Annotated in this window: 11 protein-coding genes and 1 tRNA gene; 10 read left to right on the forward strand and 2 right to left on the reverse strand. The window is 63.5% G+C overall.

Features of this window, described 5'->3' with window-relative positions; translation table 11 throughout:
- Positions 1–4: 4 nt before the first annotated feature.
- From fdxH to fdhE, 3 genes are read left to right on the forward strand one after another with little or no spacing between them, the layout of a single operon-like run.
- Positions 5–916, forward strand: a complete 912-nt coding sequence (fdxH, locus tag VFG49_RS15300) for a formate dehydrogenase subunit beta (RefSeq protein ID WP_324862033.1) — start codon at positions 5–7, stop codon at positions 914–916.
- Positions 913–1,563, forward strand: a complete 651-nt coding sequence (locus tag VFG49_RS15305; RefSeq protein ID WP_324862035.1) for a formate dehydrogenase subunit gamma — start codon at positions 913–915, stop codon at positions 1,561–1,563. Before fdxH ends, VFG49_RS15305 begins: the two co-directional genes overlap by 4 nt.
- Entirely contained in the window at positions 1,560–2,510 is a 951-nt protein-coding gene (gene fdhE / locus VFG49_RS15310; RefSeq protein WP_324862037.1) for a formate dehydrogenase accessory protein FdhE, read from the forward strand. The genes VFG49_RS15305 and fdhE overlap by 4 nt, the downstream gene beginning before the upstream one ends.
- 10 nt (positions 2,511–2,520) lie before the next feature.
- Here the strand turns inward: fdhE and VFG49_RS15315 are convergent, their stop codons facing one another.
- A complete protein-coding gene (locus VFG49_RS15315; protein ID WP_324862039.1) occupies positions 2,521–3,570 on the reverse strand; it encodes a permease in 1,050 nt (349 codons plus the stop codon).
- A 257-nt stretch (positions 3,571–3,827) separates the two neighbouring features.
- Here VFG49_RS15315 and selA point away from each other — a divergent pair, with 257 nt between their 5' ends.
- The 3 genes from selA (at position 3,828) to VFG49_RS15330 (ending at position 7,292) form a co-directional block, all read left to right on the forward strand.
- Positions 3,828–5,252, forward strand: coding sequence for an L-seryl-tRNA(Sec) selenium transferase (selA, locus tag VFG49_RS15320; protein ID WP_324862041.1), 1,425 nt, complete (start codon positions 3,828–3,830; stop codon positions 5,250–5,252).
- Positions 5,249–7,243, forward strand: a complete 1,995-nt coding sequence (gene selB, locus VFG49_RS15325) for a selenocysteine-specific translation elongation factor (RefSeq protein WP_324862043.1) — start codon at positions 5,249–5,251, stop codon at positions 7,241–7,243. Before selA ends, selB begins: the two co-directional genes overlap by 4 nt.
- Positions 7,196–7,292: transfer RNA gene (locus tag VFG49_RS15330), tRNA-Sec, on the forward strand. Before selB ends, VFG49_RS15330 begins: the two co-directional genes overlap by 48 nt.
- 14 nt (positions 7,293–7,306) lie before the next feature.
- On the opposite strand, the gene selD is transcribed toward VFG49_RS15330, so the two are convergent.
- Positions 7,307–8,347: a selenide, water dikinase SelD gene (selD, locus tag VFG49_RS15335; protein WP_324862045.1), complete on the reverse strand. Its 1,041-nt coding sequence runs from the start codon at positions 8,345–8,347 to the stop codon at positions 7,307–7,309.
- 272 nt (positions 8,348–8,619) lie between these two features.
- Between selD and VFG49_RS15340 the strand changes: the two genes are divergently transcribed.
- The 4 genes from VFG49_RS15340 to VFG49_RS15355 form a co-directional block, all read left to right on the forward strand.
- The gene (locus tag VFG49_RS15340) at positions 8,620–9,549 is read left to right on the forward strand and encodes a Dyp-type peroxidase (protein WP_324862047.1); all 930 of its coding nucleotides are present in this window, start codon (positions 8,620–8,622) and stop codon (positions 9,547–9,549) included.
- A 129-nt stretch (positions 9,550–9,678) separates the two neighbouring features.
- Complete coding sequence (locus tag VFG49_RS15345) at positions 9,679–10,602, forward strand: bestrophin family protein (protein WP_324862049.1); 924 nt, start codon at positions 9,679–9,681, stop codon at positions 10,600–10,602.
- 329 nt (positions 10,603–10,931) lie between these two features.
- Positions 10,932–12,155: a site-specific integrase gene (locus VFG49_RS15350; protein WP_324862051.1), complete on the forward strand. Its 1,224-nt coding sequence runs from the start codon at positions 10,932–10,934 to the stop codon at positions 12,153–12,155.
- 71 nt (positions 12,156–12,226) lie between these two features.
- The coding region (locus VFG49_RS15355) for a hypothetical protein (protein ID WP_324862054.1) at positions 12,227–12,591 on the forward strand (365 nt) is incomplete at its 3' end.

The following is a 12,591-nucleotide window of genomic DNA, read 5'->3' on the forward strand; positions in this document are numbered from 1 at the left end:
GGACATGTCAGACCTGCAATCGCAAGACTACATCCGCCGTTCCGCCTCGACGATGACGCCCCCGTCGGCGCGCAACCACGAGGACGAAGTGGCCAAGCTCATCGACGTCAGTCGATGCATCGGCTGCAAGGCCTGCCAGTCCGCGTGCATGGAGTGGAACGACCTGCGCCAGGAAGTGGGCCATTTCGAAGGTTCGTACCAGAACCCGAACGACCTCAGCCCCAATGTGTGGACGCTGATGAAGTTTGCCGAGTACGAGAACGAAAACGGCAACCTCGAATGGCTGATCCGCAAGGACGGCTGCATGCACTGCGAGGATCCGGGTTGCCTCAAGGCCTGCCCCGCGCCGGGCGCGATCGTGCAGTACGCCAACGGCATCGTCGACTTCATCAGCGACAAGTGCATCGGCTGCGGCTACTGCGTGAAGGGTTGCCCGTTCGACATCCCGCGCATCAGCAAGACCGATCACAAGTCGTACAAGTGCACGCTGTGCTCCGATCGCGTGGCGGTCGGACTGGAGCCGGCCTGTGTGAAGGCGTGTCCCACCGGCGCGATCATGTTCGGCACTAAGACCGACATGAAGCACCAGGCGGCCGAGCGCATCGTCGATCTGAAATCGCGTGGCTTCGACAAAGCCGGTTTGTACGATCCGCAAGCGGTGGGCGGCACCCATGTGATGTACGTACTGCATCACGCGGACAAGCCCTCGCTTTATTCGGGCTTGCCCGACCATCCGCAGATCAGCCCGATGGTTGAGGCCTGGAAGGGCGTCATGAAGCCGCTGGCGATGGCGGGCATCGCGCTGGCCGCGGTCGTGGGCTTCTTCCATTACATGGTCAAGGGCCCGAACGAGGTGACTGACGAGGACGAGGCGCAGGGCGAGCGCGCGCTTGAGGAAACGGAGAAGACGCCATGAAGACCGTCATCATCCGCTACACCACGATGAACCGGGTGAATCACTGGATCACGGCCATCTGCTTCGTGCTAATGGTGCTGTCGGGCCTGTCGATGTTCCATCCCATGATGTTCTGGCTGTCCGGCCTGTTCGGCGGAGGCCAATGGACGCGCGCGGTGCATCCCTGGATCGGCTGCGTGCTGCTGCTCAGCTACCTGGGGTTGATCGTGCAGTTCTGGCGCGAAAATCTCTGGCATCGCGATGACACGCAATGGGTGAAGTCCATTCGTGAGGTCGCCGACAACGACGAGGAGGATGCGCCACCGGTGGGCCGCAACAATGCCGGCCAGAAGCTGGTGTTCTGGTCGATGGCCCTGCTGATCCCGGTGTTGTTCCTCACCGGCCTGGTGATCTGGGAGGTGTATTTCGGCGAAGCCACTTCCATTCCGGTGCAGCGCGCGGCGGCCCTGATCCACAGCATCGCGGCGGTGCTCGCCATCATCGTGTGGATCGTGCATGTCTACGCGGCCATCTGGGTACGCGACTCGGTGCGCGCCATGACGCAGGGTTACGTGACGCCGGGCTGGGCCTGGCGCCATCATCGCAAATGGTTGTGGGAGCTGGCGTCCGGCCAGCACGGCAAGAACATCATCAGGAAGCGTCCGTGAGGCAGGCCGAAGCACCGCCCACCGGTAAGTGGACCGGCCCGTCCCACGCCGGCGTCAAGTCACCCGAACCGATCGTGCTGGCCGATCCGGCGAGGCGTTTCGCGACAACAGCGCAACGCCTGGACAAGCTGGCTGCGGGTCATCCGATGGAAGCGTGGTTGCGCTTCATGGCGATGCTGGCTCGCGCGCAGCATGACGTGGCGACGACGGTGGCACCGGCGGCCGTGCCCGATGCCGCAAGCGTGGCCCGGGCCGTCGATGCACGACTGCCGCCGTTGGCAGCGGATGGGCATGCGCGTGATGCGTCATGGCGCGCGGGGCTTGCCGCGCTGCTCGATGCCATCGACCACGGCGAATTGCCGCCGGCGGCACGGGACGCCATCGGGCAACTGCAGCGCAGCGATGCGCCTGCCATCGAGAAACTGGCCGACCAGTTCCTGAGGGGCGCACTGGCGCACGGGGATGTGGCTGTCGCCGTGTATGTCGCCGCCGCGTTGCAGGTCTACTTCACCGGTTCCGCCGCGCGCCTTGCCGCCGGCGATCTGCGCCTGCTCGAGGAACGCGCGCTTTGCCCTTGCTGCGGCTCGCCGTCGGTGACTGGCCTGATTACTGCCACTGGCGCGATTCCCGGCACGCGTTACCTGGTCTGCTCGCTATGTTCCACCGCGTGGAACCACGTGCGCGCCGTGTGCATTACCTGCGGCGGCACGCGCCGCCTTTCGTTGCAGGGCATCGAGGGTGACATCGGCCTCGTCAGGGCCGAGACCTGCGACGACTGCCACACCTACGCCAAGCTGCTCTACCAGCTGCATGACACGCAGGTCGACGCGTATGCGGACGATCTTGCCTCGCTGGGCCTGGACATCCTGGTCGCGGAAGCGGGCTACGCACGGCACGCGCCCAACCCGCTGTTGCTGATGGGTGATAGCGAGGCTGCAGTGGAATAGTCCTGGCGGGTCAATGCATGCCAAGCCATGTGGCGAGCAAGCCCGCCAGCACGCCGAATCCCACCACCGCCAGGGCAATCGTCACCAGCATCCGCACCGGGAAGGATCGCCCCAGCATGGCCAGCGACGGCAGGCTGACCGGCGGCAGGGTCATCAGCAGCGCAGCGGCCGGGCCGCCACCCAATCCGAGCGCGAGCATCGCCTGCACGATGGGCACCTCGCCTGCGGTCGGTATCACGAACAGCATGCCGGCCAGCGCGAGTCCCAGGATCCAGAACCACTCGTTGCCGATGTCCGGCCCGATGTGGGGAAACATCCAGGCGCGGATCGCGCCGAGCAGCAGCACGATCACCACATATTCGGGAATCAGTCGCGTGGCCATCCGCACGAAGATGCGCACCCAGCGCTGGCTGACCTCGGCCAGCGAGCGGGCTTCCGGCTCCGGCGGTGGCAGCTCGACGGCAGACGGGTTCGCCCTGGCCATGCGATCGGCCACATAGCCCAGCCCGAATACCATCGGCACACCAAGCGCGAGGCGCAGCAGGGTCCAGTGCCAGCCAAGCACGAAGCCGGTGAACACCAGGGTCGCGGGATTGAGTGTGGTATTGCCCAGCCAGAAAGCGACCGCCGCACCCGGCGCGGCCTGGTGCCTGCGCAAGCCAACGACCACCGGTGCCGCGCAACAGGTGCACATCATGCCGGGGATGGCCAGCACACCACCGGCCAGCACGCTGCCAAAGCCGCTGCTGCCCAGGGCACGGCGTATCCAGTTCGCCGGCAGCAGCGCCTGGATGCCCGAACCCAGCAATAAGCCCAGCAGCATGGCCTGCCAGATCGCCTTGCCATAGGCCAGCGCATAACCAAGCGCCGCATACCACGAAGGCGCCGGCGCGCTGGCGGCGTCTCCCATCAGGATGGAATGGCCAATGGAATGCTGGCTTGCAGCGACGAAGGCGCGTCCGTAGTACGGATGCCATTTCACGTAGAAGAGGCCGGTGACCGCCAGCAGCGCGAAGACAGACCAGCGGATGGTGCGCGAGGATTGCGTGGCGACGGACATTGATCCCCCCAGCAGTCAGTGTGGGATATCAAGGCCCTACAGGGCACGTTGTTTGCCGCGCGCTGCAGGTCGGGTGCACTGCAGGGGGCAAATTCTCGACGGCGTCGAGCGCCGTGTTGCAGGAACCAGCATGCTACGGCAGGCGGCCAAAGTCATCCCTGCGTTTGCCTTGACCCTTGCTTGGTTCGCAACGCAGCATAGGCGCTACCCGAGTCTTCATCGCCGCGTGGCATGGGCGATGCACTGGATGGAGCACCATGGCCGAATCCGAGGTCAACCTGCTGCGCCACCTCCCGTCGGTCACGGCGGTGCTGGCGACCGACGAGGCCGCTTCGCTCGTGGAACGTCACGGGCGTATCGCTACTACCGATGCCATTCGGCAAGTCACGGACGAAGCGCGTGAAGCCTTGCGAACTGTTCCTGTCGCGGTGCCCACTGCCAGTGAGCTTGCGCAAAGAGCCCGAGGGTTACTGGAAGCGCGAGTCCCGGGGTTGCGTCCATTGTTCAACCTCACCGGTACAGTGCTGCATACCAATCTCGGTCGCGCCGTGTTGGCCGAGCCCGCGATCGATGCGGCAGTGGATGCGATGCGCCATGTGGTGGCGCTGGAGTTCGATCTCGTCGATGGCGTGCGCGGCGAACGTGACGATCACGTGCGTGACCTGTTGTGCGAGCTGACCGGAGCGCAGGACGCCACCGTGGTGAATAACAACGCGGCTGCCGTGCTGCTCTGCCTCAATACCTTTGCAATTGGTCGCGACGCGGTGGTGTCGCGCGGTGAGTTGATCGAAATCGGCGGCGCGTTCCGCATGCCCGACATCATGGCGCGCGCGGGCGCACGCATGGTCGAGGTAGGCACTACCAACCGCACGCACCCGGCCGATTATCGCAACGCCCTCAATGAGCGCACCGGCATGGTGCTGAAGGTGCATACCTCCAACTACCGCATCCAGGGCTTCACCGCGGAAGTCGATGCAAGGGAACTGGCCGCGATGGCCGGCGCCGCCGGCGTGCCGTTGTTGAACGACCTGGGTTCCGGCAGCCTGGTGGACCTCTCGCGTTACGGACTTGCGAAAGAGCCCACCGTCCGCGACGCCGTGGAGGAGGGCGCGCAGCTGGTGACGTTCTCCGGCGACAAGCTGCTGGGCGGTCCGCAGGCGGGCTTCATCGTCGGCGACCGCGCGTTGATCGAGCAAATCAACCGCAATCCGCTGAAACGGGCGTTGCGCGTGGACAAGGTGAGGCTTGCTGCCATCGAAGCCACGCTCAAGCTGTATCGCGATCCCGATCGCCTGGCCGAGAAGTTGCCGACATTGCGCTTTCTGGCGCGCGACAAGGCCGACATCGAAGCGCAGGCGTACCGGTTGCAGCCGGTAGTGGTCGAGTACCTGGGTGATGCGTTTGTCGTGAGCGTGGGCGACTGCCTCAGTCAGGTCGGGTCGGGCGCACTGCCGCTGGATACTTTGGAAAGCGTTGCCATCCTGATCCGTTCGCGCGGCAGCCAGCACGCGCTGGAACGTCTGGCCGTCTCACTGCGTGCTTTGCCTCGCCCCGTCATTGGCCGCATCGCCGATGGCGCCCTGCGGCTGGATCTGCGTTGCCTGCCCGAGGCGGACGAGGCGCTGTTCCTCGACTCGCTGCGCCATCTCGACAGGAATAACTTCACCGCGTCCAGGCCATGATCGTCGGCACCGCAGGCCATATCGATCACGGCAAGACCTCGCTGGTCAAGGCGCTGACCGGCGTCGACACCGATCGGCTGAAGGAAGAAAAGGCCCGCGGTATCACCATCGATCTTGGTTTTGCCTACTTGCCCGTGGATGACGGTTCCGTGGTGGGCTTCGTTGACGTGCCCGGCCATGAGCGTTTCGTGCACACCATGGTGGCAGGCGCCAGCGGCATCGACCTCGCCCTGCTGGTGGTAGCGGCAGACGACGGGGTGATGCCGCAAACGCGGGAACACCTGGCGATCCTCGATCTGCTTCGGATCGGTCGCGGTGTCATCGCGTTGACCAAGTCGGACCTGGCTACGCCGGAGCGGCTGGCCGAAGTCAGCGCACAGATCCGCGAGGCAACCGTGGGCACCGTGCTGGAAGGCGCCCGGATTCTGACGGTTTCCGCGGCCACCGGCGCAGGCATCGATGCCCTGCGCGACGGGTTGGCTAGCGAAGCACGCGCCATGGACGAGCGCGCTGCCGATGGTCGTTTTCGCCTCGCCGTTGACCGGGTTTTCGTCCTCGCAGGCATCGGCGTGGTGGTGACCGGCACCGTGCTGTCGGGCGTGGTGCGCGTGAGGGATCAGGTGATGCTCAGTCCTTCGGGACTGCAGGCGCGCGTGCGTTCGCTGCATGCGCAGAACCGCCCGACGGAGATCGGCCGGGCAGGTGACCGTTGCGCGCTCAATCTCGCTGGTGAAGGCATAACCAAGGACGCCATACATCGCGGCGACATGGTGTTGGATCCTATCCTGCACGCGCCGGCGGATCGCATCGATGCGCGCCTTCATCTACTGCCTGGCGAGCCCAGGGCCATCGGGCAATGGTTTCCGGTGCGGTTGCACCATGCGGCCACCGACGTCGGCGCCCGCGTCGTATTGCTGGAGAATGACCAGCTTGCGCCCGGCCACACCGCAGACGTGCAGCTGGTGCTCAGTCGACCCATCGCTGCCGCTGCGCTGGATCGTTTCGTGCTGCGTGATGTCTCCGCGCAACGCACGATCGGCGGTGGCCTGTTCCTCGACCTGCGCGCGCCGTCGCGCCAACGTCGCACCGCCGAACGGGTGGCAACCCGCAACGCATTGGCAACGACCGATCCCGAAGAGGCGTTTGCCGCATTGCTTGATACCTCTCCGTTTGCCTGGGATCTCCTGGCGTTCGGGCGGGATCGCGTCTTGTCCGAGGCCACGCTGGAACGCATCGTCGAATCAACGTCGCTGATCGTCTTCGACGCAGACGACGCGCGCATCGTCATCGGCCAGAAGCATTGGCATCGTTTCGTCGGCGATCTCATCGACCGGCTGCAGGCGTTCCATGAAGCGCATCCGGACGTGCAGGGCATGGGTCGCGAGAAGCTCCGGCTCGCGTCGCCGCTGAGATTGCCGGCGCTGGCATTCGCGCAAGCGTTGCAGCATCCCGACCTGGCGGGTCGCATCGTCCGCGATGGCGCCTTCGTGCGCCTGGCCGGTCACTCCCTGCAATGGAGTCCGGAACGCGAGGCGCTGTGGAAGAGGATCGAACCCTTGCTGGGCGGTGATGTCCGCTTCCGCCCGCCACGCGTGCGCGACCTTGCCGGAGCGCTCGGGCGCCCCGAGCAGGGCGTACGGGAGCAGATGAAGTTTGCGGCGCGGCTGGGCCTGGTCGATGAAGTGGCGCATGACCATTTCTTCCTGCGCACGGCGATGCATGACATGGTGATGATCGCCGCCGACGTTGCCGCGCAAGCGTCCGATGGCCGGTTCACGGCCGCCCAGTTCCGTGATCGCCTCGACAACGGTCGAAAAGTCGCCATCCAGATATTGGAGTATTTCGACCGTCAAGGCGTTACGCTCAACCGCGGCACCCTGCGCAGGATGCAGGCGCGCTATCTCGATCTGTTCGAGCCCGCGTCGGCGGCAAGCGCCATCAAGGGAAGAGCATCGTCCCCGGTGGGACGTCCGGACTTCAAATCCGGGTGAGGCAGATAAGACTGTCTCGGGTGGGTTCGACTCCCACTCTCTTCCGCCACTTCGGCGGTACGGTCAAACGACGTCGATGCCCGGCACGCCGGCCTCGGCTGCACCAATGATGCGTGCCGCTGGATATCCCGCCGCTTCGATCGATGCGCAGATGGCCTCGGCCCGTCCTGCCTTGCACGCGACCAGCAATCCGCCCGAGGTTTGCGGGTCGGTGAGCAGGGCGTGGTGCCACTCCGGCAAGCCCGCGGGCAGGGTGACGCTTTCGCCGTAGCTGTTCCAGTTTCGTTTCGAGGCACCGGTCACGTGGCCCGCTTCGGCCAGCGCTTGCGCCTGCGCAAAGAACGGAAGGCGCGCCAGTTCGAATCGAAGCCGGACGCCGCTGGCACGCGCCATTTCCAGGCCGTGTCCCAACAATCCGAAACCGGTGACGTCGGTGATGGCATGCACGTCATTGTCTTGGGCTAGTTCATGGCCGACGCGATTTAGCAGCGTCGTTGAAGCCAGCATTTCGTCGTACGCGTCCGCGGGCAGCACCTGCTTCTTGAACGCGGCCGAATAGATGCCGACCCCAAGGCCCTTGGTCAGGATGATCGCGTCGCCGACCTGCGCGCCGGCATTGCGGCGCACGTTTGCTGGCGCGCACAGGCCGATGGCGGCCAGTCCATAGATCGGCTCGGCCGAATCGATCGAGTGCCCGCCTGCGACGGGGATGCCTGCCTCGGCGCAGATCGCCTCGCCACCGGCGAGAATCCTGCGCACGGTCTCCACATCCAGTTTGTCCAGCGGCATGCCCAGGATGGCCAGTGCCATGATCGGCTTGCCGCCCATCGCGTACACGTCGGACAGGGCATTGGCGGCGGCGATACGCCCGAAGTCGTAAGGATCATCGACCACCGGCATGAAGAAATCGGTGGTGGCGATGACGCAGGTGTGATCGTCCACCTGCCACACGGCGGCATCGTCGCTGGATTCGGTTCCTACCAGCAGCTGCGCGAAAGGTATCGCGCCGGGCTTGTCGGCCAGCAGTTGCTGGAGCACGGACGGCGCAAGCTTGCAGCCGCAACCACCGCCGTGGGCGAGATCGGTCAAGCGGGTCGAGGTCATGGCGGCTCCTGCGAAAGTTTCCGGGAACAACAACCTGCCGATCTAGGATACCGATGTTGCCGGCGAGCGCGGTATCCATGCCTTGCGACGCACTCCCTCGGGCCGGGCTTTCGATCATGCCGGTTCGGACAACGTTTCCGCTCGTCGTGTCGGCATCGGATGCTGCATTATGGGGACACGGGAGGCGGCGCCGCCGGGCGTAAACGACGGCTATCCCATGGCGCCTGATGGCGCACCAGCCTGCATCGAAACACATCAAAGAGGAACGGATCGTGCCTGCCATTGTTTCCCAGCCGGTGGCTGAAAGGCTGACTCATTCCGCCATTTTCCTGGTGGTGACCTTGAATCCCGTTCCCCAGGCGGCAGGGGAAGTCAAAGCGCTTTGCAGCGATCTGGCCGCGCTGTTGCGGGCCATCAGCTTTCGTCACCCGACCCGGCGATTGTCATGCGTGATGGGCTTTGGCTCGGCGGCCTGGGACACGGTGTTCGGCAGCCCACGGCCAGCCAGCCTGCATCCGTTCAAGGAGATTCGCGGCGTGCATCACGCGGTATCCACGCCGGGTGATCTGCTGTTCCACATACGCGCCACCCACATGGACCTGTGCTTCGAATTGGCGGCGCAGATCATGTCACGCATCGGCGACGCGGCCACGGTGGTCGATGAGGTGCATGGCTTCAAATATTTCGACGAGCGCGATCTGCTGGGTTTCGTGGATGGAACCGAAAACCCCGTGGACCAGGATGCGCTTGACGCCACCATCGTCGGCGAAGAAGACCTCGCGTTTGCCGGTGGAAGTTACGTCGTCGTGCAGAAATATCTCCACGACATGAAAGCCTGGAACGCCATACCCATCGAGCAGCAGGAACGCATCATTGGCCGGCACAAGCTTTCCGACGTGGAACTGGCCGATGAAGCCAAACCCAGCTACGCGCACAACGTGCTGACCAGCATCGAGGAAAACGGCGTGGAGCTGGAGATCGTGCGGGACAACATGCCTTTCGGCGATGTTGGCAAGGGTGCGTTCGGAACGTATTTCATTGGTTATGCACGATCGCCCGCCCGCATCGAGCAGATGCTGGAGAACATGTTTGTCGGCAAGCCTCCCGGGAATTACGACCGCCTGCTCGACGTCAGCAGGGCGACTACCGGTACGCTGTTTTTCGCCCCGTCTGCGAGTTTCCTCGCAGACGCAGGGGGTTAGCGCGACCGGGCGGGGCGGTGGGGCGTGGGTTGATGGGACGGCGCTCTGTTTGTCCCGCGTGAACCGGAAGGCTGCACGTCCCTGGACGTGCCCAGGATGTGAGGCACCCATGACTGGCAGGTACCACGCATGATCGTTCGCCCTCACCAGACGCATTCGGTGACCACGCTGCTGTTTGCGGTGAAGGGTTCGGTGGTTCCCATCATCTGGCCGCGCGTGCTCTACACGATGCTGCTCTCCATCGCCGTGGTGATCGCCGGTCGCATGGGCTGGGCTGTCCACTTCGCCCTGAATGCCGCGCCGCTTACGCTGCTGGGACTGACCCTGGCCATCTTCCTGGGTTTTCGAAACACGGTCGCCTACCAGCGGTGGTGGGAAGGCCGCACGCTGTGGGGTGACCTGGTGATTGCCACGCGCAATATGGCGAGGCAGACCACGTCGTTCCTGTCGTCGCTGCCACGTGAGCAACAGCGCGTACTCGTCTACGGCCTGATCGGTTTCACCCACGCGCTTCGCCACCATTTGCGCGGCACCGATCCTGCAGAGGACTTGCGTCGATGGCTGCCTGAGGATGCCTGCCATGCCGTGCTCGCCTCGCCGCATCGCCCCAATGCATTGCTGGGCGTGCTTGGCCGGTACTGCATGGACGCCACCCGTGAGGCCGGCGTGGACAGCATCCTGCTGGCTGAGATGGATCACGGCCTCAACCAGCTATCTCATGTGCTCGGCGGATGCGAGCGCATCAAGGGCACGCCGATTCCCTTCACCTACATCCTGCTGCTTCACCGTACGGTGCATGCCTATTGCTTCGTGCTTCCGTTCTGCCTGATCGGGCCGCTCGGCTGGCTGACGCCGCTGGCCGTGGGCATCCTCGCTTATACGTTCTTCGGTCTGGACGCGATCGGCGAGCAGATCGAAGATCCGTTCGATCTCCTTCCCAATGACCTGCCGCTCGACGCCTTGAGCAGGAACATCGAAATCAACCTCCGTGATCTCCTTGGCGAATCCGATTTGCCACCGCCGCTGGAGCCGAAGGATTACGTCCTTTCCTGATACTTCCAAGGCAGGAGAGGCGCGGCGGGAACGCGCTGGCCTCGCGGTGCGACATCTGGGCAGGACAGGGCCGGGCGCCACTCGACGGACAGGCAAAGAAAAAGGCCCTGAAAGCACGCCGGGTAGCGGATTTCAGGGCCTTTCAATCTTGAATCTTTGGTCGGGGTGACAGGATTCGAACCTGCGACTTCTACGTCCCGAACGTAATTTTTGTCCGTTTTGAGTCAATAACTTATCTATTAAGTTATTGAAATTAATGGTGGTTATGTTTCGCGACATTTCGCGATATGCTTCCTTTTGCAGGACGTTTGCAGGACGAAGGGAAGGCAATGCCCAAGATCACTCGTGAAACACTGACTCTCAAAACCATCCAGGCCGCCAAGTCCACCGGCAAACTTTACCGCTTGCGGGACGCGGCCGTCCCCGGCCTGGTGCTCCGCGTCAGCCCCGCAGGCACCCGAGCCTGGGCGGTGACCTGGGGCCGCGGCCAGGAGCGCATCATCGGCAATTATCCGGTCATGACCCTAGATGGGGCGCGGGACGCGGCGCGCCGCGAACTGGGCGAGGTAGCCGAGCACGGAGCCCCGCTGGCCGTGATCAAGGCGATGAAACCCGACGCCGCTGTGGAGTCCTTCGGAGATTTCATGGCGCTGTACAAGCCGCACCTGGAAGCGACGGCGAAGGCGGGAAAAGCCACTGTGAACTGCCTCCAGGCGCAGTTCGGTTATCTGTACAGTGAGCCCCTTGCGTCTATCGGGCGTGCCACATTTGACAAGTTCAAGGCCAGTCGACTGCAAGCCGGCCGTCATCCGGCCACCGTGAATCGCGATCTCGACCGCCTGAAAGCGGCATTGTCCAAGGCAGTGGAGTGGAACTTGCTGCCCGCGAATCCGTTGCTTGGCATGAAGCGGATCAAACGGGACATCGAAGATCGGGTCCGCTACCTGTCGCCGAAAGAAGAGAAGGCCCTTCGCAAGGCGCTCGATGCTCGGGAGCAGCGTTTCAAAGTCCGGCGTGCCTCGAGCAACCAATGGCGCATCGAGCGTGGTCAAGAACCGTTGCCACCGTTAGCGGGGTACGTTGATCATTTGATGCCGATGACGCTGCTCGCCCTCAATACGGGACTACGGCGTGGTGAGATCACGCAGCTCACGTGGGCCGACATCGACCTGAAGAAGAAGCTCCTGACTGTGCGTGCAGGCTACGCGAAGTCGGGAAAGGCCAGACACGTCCCGCTCAACAGCGAAGCACTGTTGGTGCTCAAGCAATGGAAGCAGCAGCAGCCCGACGGTGTTTTGTTCCATCTGACGTCCGTGACCAAGTCGTGGGCGAAGCTGACCGAGAAGGCCAACATTAAGGACTTTCGATTCCATGATCTTCGCCATACGTTTGCCAGCAAGCTGGTGATGGCCGGCGTTGATCTCAACACCACCCGCGAGCTGCTAGGGCACGGCGACATCAAAATGACGCTGCGCTACGCGCATCTCGCTCCGGAGCATAAGGCAGCGGCCGTGCAACTTCTCGTGGCCAGCGAAGGCAAGAAGCGAACGTAACGGCTCAAAGGTGCCGAACTATCCGTCGTGCCGCTACGGTTTGAGTTTGAAGGATTGAAAGGAGAAGCGCGTTGTCCATGCCCAATTCGCGGCGCCTGATGCTGCAAAGGTTAGATGAGGTAAAGGGAATTGTTGAGAGGGAACGAAAGGAGCGATCCGAGTTCGAAGCGATGGGCGTGAGGTACCCGAACTTGGGGCACCTTGGGTACGACGACCTAACCATTACACTTTTCGATCGCTTGGCGAATTCGCCGTTGATGGGGTCTGTCTGGGTGGCTCTAGACAAACATTTCGAATATCACCAAGAGCGGCCGAATGCGACGGCATTCGCGCATGCATGCAACGAGGCCTATAAAACATGGTCGTGGACAGTAAAGCGGACTTCCAGCGAGCATAAGCGGTACTACGAAGAATTGGCATCCAATCTCGTACAGAT

It is taken from the genome of Dyella sp. (genome assembly GCF_035685885.1).
Taxonomy (GTDB): domain Bacteria; phylum Pseudomonadota; class Gammaproteobacteria; order Xanthomonadales; family Rhodanobacteraceae; genus Dyella.